This is a genomic window from Nocardiopsis sp. NPDC057823, assembly GCF_042797335.1.
In the GTDB taxonomy this organism is placed as follows: Bacteria; Actinomycetota; Actinomycetes; order Streptosporangiales; family Streptosporangiaceae; genus Nocardiopsis; species Nocardiopsis changdeensis.
In genome coordinates, this window is the sequence record NZ_JBHVLR010000004.1 from 245443 (window position 1) to 260237 (window position 14795).

The window sequence follows — 14795 nt, forward strand, 5'->3', positions numbered from 1 at the left end:
ACGGGGCCGAAGGCACGGATGTCCGCCGACGTCTCCGGCGGCGCTATACTCGTGTGAGTTCATCGTGTTTCCGCCGTGCCCGCGTGGCGGCGGTCGATGGTCCTTCCGGCGGCACCACGTCCCGTCGGCGCACGCGGGGGGCTTTTTACCTCCCCTCGTGTACTCTTCCACGGTTGGCGTTCGCGCCGGCCTGTCCGCCCGGCCCCTTCCGGCCGGTTGAACCTTCGCGTGCGGCGACGTGCGCGATCCCGAACACTTGAATGGAGTTACCGTGGCTTCCGTCTGCGACGTCTGCGGCAAGGGACCAGGGTTCGGTAACAGTGTTTCCCACTCGCACCGTCGCACCCGCCGCCGCTGGAACCCCAACATCCAGACCGTCCGCACCCGCGTCGGCGGCACGCCCAAGCGCGTGAACGCCTGCACCTCGTGCATCAAGGCCGGCAAGGTGACCCGCTAGGGAGCACCGCCCCCGACAGGTCTTCGAGGCCCTCCGACTCCGGTCGGGGGGCCTTCGCCGTTCCCGGGCCCGGACGGAGGGGTCGGCGCCGGAACGCGGTGGGACCGCTCACAGGCTGCAGATGTGCCCGTTGAGGGAGCAGCGGGTCGGGCTCTGCGCGGCGCCCAGGGCCTGGAAGGTGAGCGAGGCGCTCTCCCCGGGATCGAGCCCGTCGGCGCTGCCGGGCTGGCGGGCCAGGATGCCGTCGTCGATGGCCTCCCAATCGGCGCCCTCGACGTGGGTGACCTCGGCGTCCTCGAACGCCAGGGCCAGTTCCCAGGCGTCGAGCCTGCTGCGGGAGGTGTTGGTGACCGTGACCTGCGCACTGAAGCCCGCCTCGCCCGACTCCACGACGCGGTAGGAGACGGTGGTGGGCTCGGTGCCCGCCTGGGTCTGCGGCGCGGGCGTCCCGGCGTCGGGCTCGGGGGTGACGCCGCCGCTGGGGCCCACCCCGTCCTGGGTGCCCGGGTTCTGCGCGGTGCCCCCGGGGGTGCCGCCGAATTGGAGGTAGATCTGGGTGGTGCTGTAGCCGAAGAGGAGCAGGCCCAGGATCACACCGGAGACGACGAGCACGTTGAGCAGGCGCGGGGGCTCCACGCGCTTGGGGACGGTGCTCTCGATGAAGCCGCCCAGCCGGCGCAGCGCCCCGGTGTCCGCGGGCTCGTTGCGGTGCGCACCGCGACGGGCGCCCTGCCGCTGGCCGTGCCGCCCCATGGACCGCCTCTCCCCGGGATCGGAAACCGATCTCGCCCTGCCCGGTGGCCGCCGCTCGGTGCGAGCGGGACCGGGCGATTCCCGGCCGCAAGCCTAGCGCGCGAGCCAAAACAGACAAATCCAAACGCGCTCATTCGCCGGGGAAATGATCCCATCCGGTGCGTTCGGGGACCCGCCCGCCGACGGTGACGCGGTGCTCCCCCTCCTCGGCCGGGAGGACGGTCCCGATGCGGTGCCAGTGGTCGGGCAGGTCCGCTCCGGCGGGGAAGGTCGCGGCCAGGGCGTGGTCCTCGCCCCCGGAGACCATGAACGCCAGGGCCCGGCCGGGCTCCCCGCCCAGGACGCGCACGGCCTCGACCAGCGCGGGCTCGGGGCGCAGCAGGTCCGGGTCCAGGTCGATGCGCACCCGCGATGCCCGGCACACGTGGCCCAGGTCCTGGGCGAGGCCGTCGCTGACGTCGAGCATGGCGGTGGCGCCCAGCCGGGACGCCTCGGGTCCGGCGGAGTAGGGCGGGGAGGGCCTGCGGTACTCGTCCAGGCAGGCGGCGGGCCCGTCGGTCCCGGCGGTGAGCAGGGCCAGCCCGGCGCCGGACAGGCCCAGGTGCCCGCAGTAGGCGACGACGTCGCCGGGGCGGGCGCCGTCGCGGCGGACCGGGGCCCGGCCCTGGAGGTCGCCCAGCGCGGTGATCGCGACGGTGATGGTGTCGGAGCCGACGGTGTCGCCGCCCACCACCGCGCCGCCCGCGGCCGCGCACTCGTCGCGCACGCCCAGCGTGAACTCCTCCGCCCACTCCAGGGGCAGGTCGGCGGGGGCGGCGAAGCCGATGAGCAGGCCGGTGGGGCGGGCGCCCATGGCGACGACGTCGGCGAAGTTCTGGGCCACCGCCCGGTGGCCGACGTCGCGGGCCGTGGACCAGTCGCGCCGGAAGTGGCGCCCCTCCACCAGCAGGTCGGTGGTGGCCACGGTCCGGCCGTCGGGGGCGGCGACGACGGCCGCATCGTCACCCGGGCCGAGGATTACATCGTCCGTCCCGGGGAATTGGCCCGTCACGCGTCTGATCAGAGCGAACTCGCCCAGACCCCCAATGGTGTTCTGCACAGGGAACAGGGTACGGTGACGCTCCGGCGCGGTGGTCCAGACCCACGTTCGTCACACGTTCGTCATCGGCCTCACCGTCGGGTGCTCCCGTACCCGGCATGCACGAAGGAGTACACATGGTGCGGGCATACATCCTGATCCAGACCGAGGTCGGCCGCGCCGCCGAGGTCGCCGAGCGCATCCGGGGCATCGAGGGGGTCACGGAGGCCCACGACGTGACCGGCCCCTACGATGTGATCGTCCAGGCCGAGGCCGACGACGTGGACGCCCTGGGGTCGCTGGTGGTGGCCCGCATCCAGCGTCTCGAGGGGATCGCCCGGACGCTCACCTGTCCCATCGTCAACATCTGACCCGACCCTTCGGAGAATGTGGTGCGCGTACTCCTGCGGCTGGCCCCCGTGCTCCTCCTGCTGGGCGCGGTCGCGGGGTGCGGGGCGCAGACGGTGCGCATGGAGCCGCCACTGCCCGACGCCGCGGCCGAGGAGCTGTGCACGGCGCTGGTCGCCGACCTGCCGGACACCCTCATGGACGCCGAGCGCGTCGACGTCCGGCCCGCGTCCGACCTCACCGCCGCCTGGGGCGACCCGGCGATCGGCCTGCGCTGCGGGGTGGAGCGGCCCGTGGCACTGGCCCCGGACTCCCTGCTCGAGGAGGTCAACGGGGTCCCGTGGCTGTCCGAGCCGGCCGACGCCCCCACGGTCTTCACCGCGGTCGGCCACGAGGCCTACGTCGAGCTGCTGATCCCGACCTCCTACGGCCCCCCGGCCGCGGCGCTCACGACCGTGAGCGACCTGGTCTCCGAGCACCTGCCGCCGCTGCCCGACGGAGAGCTCTAGGCAGAGTCCTTTCGGGCCTCCGTCGCGCCGCGGCCCGCCCGCCGGACGGCGGAGGGTCCCCGACGGACGGCCCGCGAAAGAGCGGTCCCGGGAGCGGCCCGCAGAACCCGGAAGGGGCGGTGCGACCGTGGTCGCACCGCCCCTTCCCTCCGTCTTCCGACATGCGGCGCCCGCTACTCGGAACCCTCCTCGGCGGGAGCCTCGCTCTCGTCCCCGGCGGGGGCGTCGCTCTCCTCCTCGGCAGGGGCGTCGCCCTCGCCCTCGGCCGGCGCGTCGCCCTCGGCTCCCTCGGCGGGGCCGTCCATCCCCTCGGGGAGCTGCTCCTCGCCGCCACCGCCGGCGAGCATGGCCTCGACCTCCTCGGCGTTCTCGGCCACGCCCTGGGAGCACAGCGCGCCCGGCTCCGGCACGTCGCTGCTCTGCTCGAAGGCGCGGACGAAGCGCTGGAGGCTCTCGTCGGTCGGGCTGTCCACGGCGACCTGGCGGCCCCAGGCGGAGGCCACGATCGGGCCGTCCATCTCACCCTCGTACGGGGTGACCAGCAGGTAGGAGCCCGGCGTGTAGAAGCCGTTCAGCTGCTCGACCTGGTCCGCGGGCAGCTCGGGGTCGTAGGCGATCCACACCGCGCCGTGCTCCAGGGAGTGCACCGCGAACTCGGGGGTCACCGGCGAGGGGTAGACGCCGCAGTTCTGCCAGGCGCTCCAGTGGTCGCCGCCGACCGGCGGGCTCTGCTCGTAGTCGACCTTCTCACCGGTGTCGACGTGGAGGTAGGAGCCGATCTCGTGTTCCGCCATACCGGGGATCTGCCGGCTGCGATGATCCATGTAGAAGAGGAAACCGATGAGACCCACGACCACCACGGCCGCCAGCGCGCCGCCGGCGATGCCGAGGATCTTGCGCTGTCTCTCCTTACGCAGGCGTTCCGCCTTGAGGGCGGCGGCGCGCTGGCGACGCTCCTCCGCCGTCTTCTTCTTGGCCACTGGGTCTCCTGAGGTGGGTGGTGGGGCCTGGGACTTACCTATCCTCTACTTTGGCATCAGAGTCGGGCGATTTGACCAGGATGGTTCCCATGGGAGACGAAAGCGGTACCGAGCGCGACCCGATCGGTGACCTCGGCCACACCGCGGACGGACCCGGGGACGACGGCGGGGAGGCCGTCCCGGGGGAGTTCCCGGAGGAGTCCGAGCCCCGCAGGACGTCGTTCGCCTCCGTCCCGACCTGGGCCGCGGTGATCCTGGTCGCAGTCGCCCTGCTCGGCGGCTACCTGCTGGGACGCCCCTCGTACCCGCTGGACACCGGTGCCGACGCGGGCTTCCTGCGGGACATGAGCGTCCACCACAACCAGGCCGTGGACATGTCGATGATCATCCTCGACAAGACGGAGGACCCCGAGCTGCACACCGTCGCCACCGACATGGCCCGCACCCAGCAGGCCCAGGTGGGGCGCATGCAGGGGTGGCTGCTGGCCTGGGACCTGCCGATGCGCGCCCCGGACCGGCCGATGGCCTGGATGGCGGGGCACGACCACGGCGGCGGGGACGGCGGGGTGCCCGAGGCCATGCCGGGGCTGGCCACAGCCGAGCAGCTCGACGGGCTCCGCGCGGCCGAGGGCGTGGAGGCCGAGATCGTCTTCCTGGAGCTGATGATCGCCCACCACCTGGGCGGCATCGAGATGGCCGAGGCCGAGGTGGACCTGGGCCGGGAGGAGATGGTCGTGGACTTCGCCCAGGGCATGATCGACGCCCAGGGGGCCGAGGTGGACCTCATGGAGCGGATGCTGGCCGACCGCACCGACGCCTGACCGGCCCCGTCCCAGCCGAGGCGGCGCACCCCCGCGGGGGTGCGCCGCCTCCGTCGTTCCCGGGGCGGCCCCGCATGTGTCCGAGTCCACAGACACGACTCCCCGACCTCCGTGGATACCGCGTCATCCCAGGTCAGCATGGTCACGCGACCGCGTTCGGGCCGCCCTCCCCGGGCCGGCACCCCCTCTCCCTCCCCGCCGGAAGCCCCTCCGAGGCCCTTCGCGGGCCCCCGGAGGCGACTACGACACGTTGTAGAACTACGATGTGTAGTACTACCGGTGGTCGGTACCTGAGAGGCGGGTATGGAAGCCCTTGAACTCGCGCGGTGGCAGTTCGGTGTCACCACGATCTACCACTTCCTGTTCGTTCCGTTGACGATCGGCCTGTCGTTCATCGTGGCCGTCCTCCAGACGGTCTGGTACCGCACCGGAAGGCACGAGTACCTCCAGGCGACCCAGTTCTTCGGGAAGCTCTTCCTGATCAACTTCGCCATGGGCGTGGTCACCGGCATCGTCCAGGAGTTCCAGTTCGGCATGAACTGGAGCGAGTACTCCCGGTTCGTCGGCGACGTCTTCGGCGCCCCGCTGGCGATGGAGGCGCTGCTCGCCTTCTTCCTGGAGTCCACCTTCATCGGCCTGTGGATCTTCGGCTGGCACCGGCTGCCCCGCGCCGCCCACCTGGCCTGCATCTGGATGGTGGCGATCGGCACCAACCTGTCGGCCTACTTCATCCTGGCCGCCAACGCCTGGATGCGCCGCCCCGTCGGGTTCGAGGTCAACCCCGAGAACGGGCGCGCCGAGCTCAACGACATCTGGGCCGTGCTCAGCAACGACCAGGCCTGGTCCACCTACCTGCACACCGTCTCGGCCGCGTTCATCACCGCCGGGCTGTTCGTGGTCTGCGTCAGCGCCTACAAGCTGTGGCGCAACCAGAGGCACAACGACACCGGGATCCGCGGGACGACCCCGCCCAAGGGCGACTTCGCCCTCTTCCGCGGCACGCTCAAGGTCGGGCTGGTGTTCACGCTCATCGCCGGTGTGATCGTGGTGTTCTCCGGGGACCACCAGGCCAAGCTCGCCGCCCAGTACGAGCCCATGAAGCTCGCCGCGGCCGAGGCCCTGTGGGAGACCGAGGAGGGGGCGCCGTTCTCCGCGTTCGCCGTCGGCGACACCGAGGCGCGGTACAACCCCATCGACATCACCATCCCCAACATCCTCAGCTTCCTCGCGACCGGCGAGTTCGACGGCGAGGTCCACGGGATCAACAACCTCCAGGAGGCCTACGAGGCCGAGTACGGCGAGGGGGACTACGTCCCCAACGTGTTCGTCACGTACTGGTCGTTCCGCCTCATGATGGGCCTGGGCATGGCCGGGGTCGCCGTCGCCGCGCTCGGGCTGTGGCTCACCCGCGGCGGCCGGACGCCGTCCGTGCACGGCAGGCTGACCCGCTGGTTCTACCCGCTGGCCGTGCTCGCCCTGCCCGCCGCCCTGGCCGCCAACATCTTCGGCTGGGTGCTCACCGAGATGGGCCGCCAGCCCTGGACCGTCCACGGCTACCTGCTCACCGCCGCCAGCGTCTCGCCCGGTGTGAGCCTGGGCACCGTCGCCCTGAGCCTGACCGGGTTCACCCTCGTCTACGGCGTCCTCGCCGTCGTCGAGGTCGGCCTGCTGGTCAAGTACATCAAGGCGGGCCCGTCCCACCTCGTCCCCGACCTCGAGAGGGACGGCGACGAGTCGAAGATCCCTCACTTCAGCTACTAGGACATGACCATGGATCTGGCCGTCATCTGGTTCATCGCCATCTCGGTCCTGTGGATCGGGTACTTCGTCCTGGAGGGGTTCGACTTCGGCGTCGGCACCCTGATGCCGTTCATGGGCAGAAGGGACTCCGTCGACCGCAGGGTCGCCATCAACTCCATCGGACCGGTGTGGGACGCCAACGAGGTCTGGCTGATCACCGCGGGCGGCGCCACGTTCGCGGCGTTCCCCGCCTGGTACGCCTCCCTGTTCAGCGGGTTCTACCTGCCGCTGTTCGTCATCCTCATCGCGCTCATCCTGCGCGGTGTGGCCTTCGAGTACCGCGGCAAGCGGGACGACCCCGTCTGGCGGCTGTGGTGGGACCGGGCCATCTTCTTCGGCAGCGCCGCGCCGGCCCTGCTGTGGGGGGTCGTCTTCGCCAACGTCGTCCGGGGCGTGGCCATGGACGCCGACCACATCGTCACCGCGTCCCTGGCGGACCTGTTCAACCCGTACGCGCTCCTGGGCGGGCTCACCACCCTGTCGCTGTTCACCCTGCACGGGGCGGTGTTCCTGAGCCTGAAGACCGACGGGCCGGTCCGGGCCCGCGCCCGCACCGCCGCGCTGCGCACCGCGTACGTCGCCGTGCCCGCCGCGGCCGCGTTCCTGCTGTGGACCCAGCTCGCCCACGGACAGGCGTGGACCTGGCCGCTCGTGGCGCTGGCCGCCCTCGCCCTGGTCGGCGGGGTCGCGGCGGCCCGGGCGCGGCGCGAGGGCCTGGCGTTCGGGCTCATGGTGGCCACCATCCTGGCCGCCGTGGTCACCCTGTTCGGGTCGCTGTTCCCGGACGTGCTGCCCTCCACCACCGACCCGGCGTTCAGCCTCACCGTCGAGAACGCCTCCTCGGCGGACTACACGCTCACCATCATGACCTGGGTGGCCGTCGTCTTCCTGCCGCTGGTGCTCCTCTACCAGGGCTGGAGCTACTGGGTGTTCCGCAAGCGGGTCACCGGTGCCACCGTCACCGGCGAGTCCGTGGCCCAGCGCTCCGGCGCCTGATCCGAAGGGCGCGGCCCCCTCCCCCATCGCCCGGGGCGGGGGCCGTGCCCGTATCCGGTGCCCATCGGCGAGACTGGGCACGAACGCCCACCGTCCACCGCCACCCTCAAAGGGGTCCCATTGAAACCGCTCGATCCGCGCCTGGTGCGGACCGCGTCGGCGGTCCGCACCCACCTGGCCGTCTCCGTGCTCAGCGGGGTGGCGATCACCGGGCTGATCCTGGCCCAGGCATGGCTGCTCGCCCACGTCATCTCGGAGGTGTTCGCCGGGTCGGGGTTCGCCCCCCTGGGGTGGGCGGTCGCCGCCGTCGCCGGCATCGCCCTGGTCCGCGCCCTGCTGTCGTACGCGGCCGAGGCGTCGGCGCTGCACAGCGCCGCCCGCACCAAGTCGATCCTGCGGCGCCGGCTGATCGACCGCGTCACCGGCGACGGGACGGTGTGGACCGCCCAGCGCGGCGAGGACGGGGAGGCGCCCAAGGCCGGGGAGCTGGTCACCCTGGCCACGCGGGGCCTGGACGCGCTCGACGACTACTTCGCCCGCTACCTGCCCCAGCTGGTGCTGGCGGCGATCGTGCCGGTCGCGGTGCTGGCCGTGGTGTTCTGGGCCGACTGGATCTCCGGGGTCGTCATCCTGGTGACGGTGCCGCTCATCCCCGTCTTCATGGCGCTCATCGGCATGCACACGCAGAACCGCACCGAGCGGCAGTGGCGGCTGCTGAGCAGGCTCGGCGGGCACTTCCTGGACGTGGTGGAGGGGCTGCCGACCCTGGCGGTGTTCCGCCGGGCCAAGGCGCAGGCGGCGCTCATCCGGCGGGTCGGCGAGGAGCACCGCAGGGCGACCATGGGGACGCTGCGGATCGCGTTCCTGTCCGCCTTCGCCCTGGAACTGCTGGCCACCCTGGCGGTGGCGCTGGTCGCCGTGGAGGTGGGGCTGCGGCTGCTGGGCGGGTACATGGACTACCAGACCGCCCTGCTGGTGCTGATCCTGGCGCCGGAGGCCTACCTGCCGCTGCGCGAGGTGGGCGCCCGGTTCCACGCGAGCATGGAGGGCGTGGCCGCCGCCGACCAGGTGTTCACCGAGCTGGAGCGGCGCCGGACCGCGGACGGCGGCGCGCCCGCGCCCACCGGGGAGCGGTCCCCGGCGACCGGCGGCGACCTGCGGCTGAGCGGGGTGTCGCTGACCTACCCGGGGCGGGACCTGCCCGCCCTGTCCGGGGTGGACCTGACGGTGCGCTCGGGCGAGCGGGTGCTGCTCACCGGGCCCAGCGGGTCGGGCAAGACCACCCTGCTGTCGCTGCTGCTGCGGATGAACACCCCCTCGGAGGGGCGGATCGAGGTGCGCGCGCCCGGCGGCGCGTGGGAGCCGCTGGAGTCCGTCCCCGCCGACGACTGGCGGTTGGGGGTGGCCTGGGTGCCCCAGCACCCCTACCTGTTCGACGTTTCGGTGGCCGACAACATCCGGCTGGGCGACCCCGACACCCCCCTGGAGCGGGTGCGCGAGGCCGCCCGGCTGGCCGAGGCCGACGGGTTCGTGTCCGCGCTGCCCGACGGGTACGACACCCGGCTCGGCGAGCGCGGCGCCCGGCTCTCGGCGGGCCAGCGCCAGCGGATCGCGCTGGCCCGGGCGTTCTGCCGGGACGCCCCGCTGGTGCTGCTGGACGAGCCCACCGCCCACCTGGACCCGGAGAACGCCGCCGCGGTCCGCACCGCCGTGGACCGCCTCCTGCGGGGGCGCACCGCGGTCATCGTCGCCCACGACACCGGCTGGGCCGAGGCCGTCCTCGGCGCCCGGGTCGTGGAACTCCCGCTGCCGGGCCGTGAAGGGGCGCTGAACCGATGAGCACGACCGATACCGCCGACGCCGCGCCCGTGTCCGAGGAGGAGCGCCGCCGCGACCCGCTGCGGCGGATGGTCGCGCTGGCCCGGCCCCGGGCCGGGAGGTTCGCGCTGGGCGTCCTGCTGGGCGCGGTGGCCACCGGCTCCGGGGTGGCGCTGCTGGGGGTGGCCGCGTGGATGCTGGCCACCGCGGCCTCGCACCCGGGGATCACCGCGCTGGGGGTCTCGGTGGTGGCCACCCGGGCGCTGGGCGTCGGCAAGGGGGTGAGCCGGTACCTGGAGCGGCTGGTCACCCACGACGCCGCGTTCCGCACGCTGGCCGAGGTGCGGGTGCGCGTGTACCGCAGGCTCGCCGCCACCGAGCCCTTCGGCCGGTTCCGGTCCGGCGACCTGGTGTCGCGCCTGGTCAACGACACCGAGGCGACCCTGGACCTGCTGGTGCGCGGCCTGACCCCGCCGCTGGTGTCCCTGGTGACCGGCGGGGTCACCGTCCTGGTGGTCACCGCCGTGTACGCGCCGGGCGGGGCGCTGCTGGCCGCGGGCCTGCTGCTGGCGGGGCTGGCGGTGCCCTGGGCGGCCGCCGCGCTGGGCCGGGCCCCGGGGCGGCGCCAGGCGGTGGCGCGCGGGCGGCTGTCGACCTCCCTGGTGGACACCCTGCACGGGGCGCCCGACCTCATCGCCTACGGGGCGATGGACCGCCAGGTGGCCCGCGTGTACGAGGCCGACGAGGAGCTGACCCGGATGGCGCGGCGCGACGCCGCGGTGCTGGGGCTGGGGGCGGGCGCGACGACGCTCATCACCGGGCTGAGCGTCTGGGGCGCCCTGTTCCTGGGGGTGCTGGCCGTCGAGGGCGGGGAGCTGGACGCGGTGTCGCTGGCGGTGCTGGTGCTGGTGACCCTGGCGGCGTTCGAGATCGTCGCCCCGCTGCCCGCGGTCGCCGCCCGGCTGGGGGCGATCCGGGAGAGCGGTGCGCGGCTGTTCGGGGTGCTGGACACCCCAGCGGCGGTCGCCCCGGCGGTCCGCACGGGCCTGGACCCGGACGGGGACTCCGCGGTCCGCGTCCGCGGGCTGCGGGTGCGCTACACCCCGGACGGGCCGTGGGCCCTGGACGGCGTGGACCTGGACGTCGCGGCGGGCGAGACGGTCGCGGTGGTGGGGCCCAGCGGCGCGGGCAAGAGCACGCTGGCCTCCGTCCTGCTGCGGTTCCGCGACCCCGACGCGGGGCGCGTGGAGCTCGGCGGCGCCGACATCACCGGGTACCCGGCCGACGAGGTGCGCGCCGTGGTCTCCGGGGTGCCGCAGGACCCGCACGTGTTCGCCTCGACCCTGCGCGAGAACCTGAGGCTGGCCCGGCCGGAGGCGTCCGACGACGACCTGTGGGCGGCGCTGCGCCGGGCCCGTCTGGCCGACGACGTCGCGGCGATGCCCGACGGCCTGGACACCCGCGTCGGCACCCACGGCCTGGGGCTGAGCGGCGGCATGGTGCAGCGCCTGGCACTGGCCCGCGCCCTGCTGGCCGCGCCCCGCGTGCTGGTCCTGGACGAGCCCACCGCCCACCTGGACCCGGACACCCGCGACGCGGTGGTCGAGGACCTGCTGGCGGCGGCCGAGGGCTACTCGACGCTGCTCATCACCCACGACCTCACCGGGCTGGAGCGGGTCGACCGCATCGTCGTGGTCCGCGACGGCCGCGTCGTGCAGTCCGGCACCCACACCGAGCTGCTGGCCCGCGACGGCTGGTACCGCGACGTGCACCCCGGCCTCTGAGCCGGGCGGCCCCGTCTTCGCGGCGGGGCCGCCCGGGGGGACGGGCCGACTGGCAGGCGCGGGCGGGATTGCCCTAATGTTCCAGCGTGGCCATTCCCAATCCCGTTCGTGAAGTCTTCGGCGGAGTCGGCGCGCTGGCGCGCGGCTTCGGCCTGCTGCTGCGCAGACCGCGCCTGTTCCTCCTGGGCGCGCTCCCCGCCCTGATCACGTCGCTGCTCTTCCTGGCGCTGTTCGTCCTCCTGGTGATGAACCTGACCGACCTGGCCGCGTGGGCGACGCCGTTCGCCGACGGCTGGGACGAGGTCTGGCGCAACCTGCTCCGCGGTGCCGTCGCCGTCGGCGCCCTGGCCGGGACGGTCCTGCTGATGGTGGTCTCGTTCACCACCATCACGCTGGCCCTGGGCGCGCCGATCTACGACAAGATCACCGACCTGGTCGAGCAGGAGCTGGGCAACGCCCCCGCCGAGTCCGACGAGTCGGTCTGGTCGTCGCTGGGCCGGGCGGTGCGCCAGTCCCTGGTGATCATCCTCGCCTCGCTGCTGGTGACGGTCCTGGTGTTCGCCATCGGGTTCGTCCCGCTGGCCGGCCCGGTCGTCGGCTCGGTGCTGGCCGCCCTGCTGGGCGGCTGGCTGCTGGGCATCGAACTGGTGGCGGGCTCGTTCGACCGCCGCGGGTTCCTCACCATCAAGGAGCGCCGCAAGTGGATGGGCACCCGGCGGCTGCGGGTGCTGGGGTTCACGGTCCCCACGTACCTGCTGCTGGCGATCCCGTTCCTGGCGGTCGTGGTGTTCCCGGCCGCGACGGCGGGCGGCACCATCCTGGCCCGGCAGCTGCTGGGCGTGCCCGACGCGCCCAAGGGCGTCGCTCCCCCGCCCGGGCGGCCGCCCGTCCCCCCGCCCCCGTACGGCCGGCCGCCGGTCGCCCCGCCGCACGGGCACCCGCAGGGACCGCCCCCGCACCCCGGGGCCTGAGGACACGAAGAGGACACGAAAAGGGGGGCGGCCCGAGCGGGCCGCCCCCCTTTCCCGTACGTACCGGTTCGCGTCAGCGCAGGCCGGGCGAGCGCCGCAGCGCCGTCGTGATCATCCGGTCGACCAGCGCCGCGTAGTCCAGCCCGGTGGCCGCCCACATCTGCGGGAACGCCGACGCCGGGGTGAACCCGGGCATCGTGTTCAGCTCGTTGACGAGGACCTCGCCGTCCTCGGTGTAGAAGAAGTCCACCCGGGCCAGCCCCTCGCAGCCCATCGCCTCGAACACCTCGGCGGCCAGCCCGCGCAGCCGCGCCGTGACGTCCTCGGGGATCTCCGCCGGGATGGTCAGCCCGCTGCTGGAGAGGTACTTGGCCTCGAAGTCGTAGAAGTCGAAGCCCTCCGCCACGTGCACCTCGGCCGGGAAGGACACGTCGGGGACGCCCCCGTCCTCGGCCTCCAGCACGCCGCACTCGATCTCGCGCCCGACGACCTGGGCCTCCACCAGCACCTTGGGGTCGTGCTCGCGCGCCGCCTCGACGGCCGCGATCACCGCGTCGGCGTCGGAGGAGTCCCGCACCTTGCTGATGCCCACGCTGCTGCCCGCACGGGCGGGCTTGACGAACACCGTCTCCCCCAGCTCGGCGATGTCGTCCAGGACCTTCTTGCGCTCGGTGCGCCAGCGCCGGTCGGTGATGGCCACGTAGTCGCTGGTGGGGATCCCGTTGCCGGTGAGGATGGCCTTCATGAACACCTTGTCCATGGCGGCGGCGCTGGAGAACACCCCCGCGCCCGCGTAGCGCACGCCCATCATCTCGAACAGCCCCTGGATGGTGCCGTCCTCGCCGAAGGGGCCGTGCAGCAGCGGCAGCACCACGTCCACCTCGGCCAGCCGGGAGGGCCCGTCCGCGGGGTCCACCACCATCAGCTGCCCGGCGGCGTCGAACGGCAGGGCCAGGTCCTTGCCGCCCTCCTCCGCCACGGTCGGCAGGGCCTTGGTGCCCTCCTCGATGCGCAGGAGCTCCGGGTCGCCGGAGGTCAGCACCCAGTTGCCGGTCTTGGTGATGCCGACCGGCACGACCTCGTAGCGGTCGTGGTCGATCACCGACAGGACGCTGCCCGCGGTGACGCAGGAGATCTCGTGTTCGGAACTGCGACCGCCGAAGACGACGGCGACCCGGATCCTTCGCTGCTCGGACGACATGGTGCTGACCCTTTGTACTCGTTGCCGGAAGGGGCCGGGGTTCTCCCGGCCCGCTGTGTGTCAGTTGCCCCCGAGGGCCGCCAGGGCGTCCCCGATGAGGTCCTGAGGGTCCTCCAGGCCGATGGAGAACCGCACCGCACCAGGTGAGATGCCGGCGGCCGCCAGTTCGACGTCGTTCATGTTCCGGTGCGACGTGGAGGCGACGTGACCGGCGAGGGTGTGGGTGCCGCCCAGGGACGCGGCGATGGTGGCGACCTTCAGGCGGTCGGCGAAGGCCATCCCCGCCTCCCAGCCGCCGCGCGGGTGGACGGTGACGACGGCCCCGTACCGCCCGGGGTCGAACAGCTTGGCCGCCAGCCCCGCCTGCGGGTGCGAGTCCAGGGACGGGTGGTCGACCCGCTCCACCAGCGGGTGCTCGGCGAGCGCGGCGGCGAACGCCGCGGCGGTCTCGCACTGGCGCTGCACCCGCAGCGGCAGCGTCTCCAGGCCCCGGTGCAGCAGGTACGCCTCGTCGGGGGCCAGGCAGGGCCCCAGGTCGATCCGGGCCGACCGGATCCGGTCGATGAAGGAGGGCGCGGCGACGGCCACGCCGCCGGTGGTGTCGCTGTGCCCGCCGATGTACTTGGTGGCCGAGTGCACCACGATGTCGGCCCCGTACTCCAGGGGCCGGCACACCGCCGGGGAGGCGAACGTGGAGTCCACCACCAGGGCGGCCCCGGCCTCCCGGGCGATCTGGGCCAGCCCGGGCAGGTCGGAGACGGTCATGGTGGGGTTGGACAGGGTCTCGGTGAACAGCACCGCCGTGCCCGGCCGCACGGCCTCGCGCACCGCGTCCAGGTCGGTGATGTCCACGAAGTCGGTCCGCACCCCGAACCGGCGCAGCAGCCGGTCCAGCAGCGAGTAGGTGTTGCCGTAGATGGACCGCGCCGCGACCACGTGCGAGCCGGCCTCGGTGAGCGCCATGAACACGGTGCTCAGCGCGCCCATCCCGGAGGCGAACGCCTGGCCGCGCACCCGGTCGGGCAGGCCCGCGCCCTCCAGGGCCGCGACCGCCTCGGCGAAGGCGTCGACGGTGGGGCTGTCGATGCGGGCGTAGGAGTAGCCCTGCTGCGCCCCGGACAGCACGTCCGCGTAGTCCTGGGAGGTGTCGAAGGCGTAGGTGGTCGCCCGGTGGACCGGCATCCGCATGGGGCGCTCGGCGGGGACGGCCGCGGGCGGCGGGGAGACCGCCCGGGTGTGCTCGCCCCCGGCCGCGGGTGTGTACGACATCGCTGCTCGC

Annotated in this window: 14 protein-coding genes; 9 read left to right on the plus strand and 5 right to left on the minus strand. The window is 73.4% G+C overall.

All coding sequences use genetic code 11. From position 1 onward, the window contains the following. The first annotated feature begins 271 nt into the window (after window positions 1–271). Window positions 272–457, plus strand: coding sequence for a 50S ribosomal protein L28 (gene rpmB, locus ACFVNO_RS09800; RefSeq protein ID WP_013151263.1), 186 nt, complete (start codon window positions 272–274; stop codon window positions 455–457). Window positions 458–565: 108 nt separating this feature from the next. On the opposite strand, the gene ACFVNO_RS09805 is transcribed toward rpmB, so the two are convergent. Together ACFVNO_RS09805 and ACFVNO_RS09810 are read right to left on the minus strand one after the other, a co-directional pair. After that, window positions 566–1210, minus strand: a complete 645-nt coding sequence (locus tag ACFVNO_RS09805; protein ID WP_378891138.1) for a cellulose binding domain-containing protein — start codon at window positions 1208–1210, stop codon at window positions 566–568. Between the two features lie 130 nt (window positions 1211–1340). After that, window positions 1341–2309 (minus strand): thiamine-phosphate kinase, encoded by a 969-nt coding sequence (locus ACFVNO_RS09810; RefSeq protein ID WP_378891141.1) that lies wholly within the window; start codon window positions 2307–2309, stop codon window positions 1341–1343. Window positions 2310–2425: 116 nt separating this feature from the next. On the opposite strand from ACFVNO_RS09810, the gene ACFVNO_RS09815 reads away from it, so the two are divergent. Together ACFVNO_RS09815 and ACFVNO_RS09820 are read left to right on the plus strand one after the other, a co-directional pair. Continuing rightward, window positions 2426–2659, plus strand: a complete 234-nt coding sequence (locus tag ACFVNO_RS09815) for an Lrp/AsnC ligand binding domain-containing protein (RefSeq protein ID WP_355258306.1) — start codon at window positions 2426–2428, stop codon at window positions 2657–2659. Between the two features lie 21 nt (window positions 2660–2680). Next, window positions 2681–3145 (plus strand): DUF3515 domain-containing protein, encoded by a 465-nt coding sequence (locus ACFVNO_RS09820; protein ID WP_378891144.1) that lies wholly within the window; start codon window positions 2681–2683, stop codon window positions 3143–3145. Between the two features lie 173 nt (window positions 3146–3318). Here the strand turns inward: ACFVNO_RS09820 and ACFVNO_RS09825 are convergent, their stop codons facing one another. Next, a complete protein-coding gene (locus tag ACFVNO_RS09825) occupies window positions 3319–4125 on the minus strand; it encodes a DUF3105 domain-containing protein (RefSeq protein ID WP_378891147.1) in 807 nt (268 codons plus the stop codon). A gap of 89 nt (window positions 4126–4214) precedes the next feature. On the opposite strand from ACFVNO_RS09825, the gene ACFVNO_RS09830 reads away from it, so the two are divergent. The 6 genes from ACFVNO_RS09830 to ACFVNO_RS09855 all read left to right on the plus strand — a co-directional run bounded on the left by ACFVNO_RS09830 (window position 4215) and on the right by ACFVNO_RS09855 (window position 12315). After that, complete coding sequence (locus ACFVNO_RS09830) at window positions 4215–4946, plus strand: DUF305 domain-containing protein (RefSeq protein WP_378891150.1); 732 nt, start codon at window positions 4215–4217, stop codon at window positions 4944–4946. Between the two features lie 303 nt (window positions 4947–5249). Continuing rightward, on the plus strand, window positions 5250–6707 hold the full coding sequence (locus tag ACFVNO_RS09835) for a cytochrome ubiquinol oxidase subunit I (protein ID WP_355258316.1): 1458 nt from the start codon (window positions 5250–5252) through the stop codon (window positions 6705–6707). Window positions 6708–6716: 9 nt separating this feature from the next. Next, window positions 6717–7742, plus strand: coding sequence for a cytochrome d ubiquinol oxidase subunit II (gene cydB / locus ACFVNO_RS09840; RefSeq protein ID WP_355258752.1), 1026 nt, complete (start codon window positions 6717–6719; stop codon window positions 7740–7742). A 120-nt stretch (window positions 7743–7862) separates the two neighbouring features. Next, window positions 7863–9581 carry a thiol reductant ABC exporter subunit CydD gene (gene cydD, locus ACFVNO_RS09845; protein WP_355258319.1) on the plus strand — a complete coding sequence of 573 codons (1719 nt, stop codon included), beginning with the start codon at window positions 7863–7865 and terminating at the stop codon, window positions 9579–9581. Continuing rightward, window positions 9578–11344, plus strand: coding sequence for a thiol reductant ABC exporter subunit CydC (cydC, locus tag ACFVNO_RS09850; protein WP_355258322.1), 1767 nt, complete (start codon window positions 9578–9580; stop codon window positions 11342–11344). Before cydD ends, cydC begins: the two co-directional genes overlap by 4 nt. 92 nt (window positions 11345–11436) lie before the next feature. Further along, the gene (locus tag ACFVNO_RS09855) at window positions 11437–12315 is read left to right on the plus strand and encodes an EI24 domain-containing protein (protein WP_378891390.1); all 879 of its coding nucleotides are present in this window, start codon (window positions 11437–11439) and stop codon (window positions 12313–12315) included. A 73-nt stretch (window positions 12316–12388) separates the two neighbouring features. Here ACFVNO_RS09855 and ACFVNO_RS09860 read toward each other — a convergent pair whose 3' ends face one another. Together ACFVNO_RS09860 and ACFVNO_RS09865 are read right to left on the minus strand one after the other, a co-directional pair. Continuing rightward, complete coding sequence (locus tag ACFVNO_RS09860; RefSeq protein WP_355258325.1) at window positions 12389–13516, minus strand: D-alanine--D-alanine ligase family protein; 1128 nt, start codon at window positions 13514–13516, stop codon at window positions 12389–12391. A 60-nt stretch (window positions 13517–13576) separates the two neighbouring features. Continuing rightward, window positions 13577–14785, minus strand: coding sequence for a PLP-dependent aspartate aminotransferase family protein (locus ACFVNO_RS09865; protein WP_220563121.1), 1209 nt, complete (start codon window positions 14783–14785; stop codon window positions 13577–13579). Window positions 14786–14795: the final 10 nt, after the last annotated feature.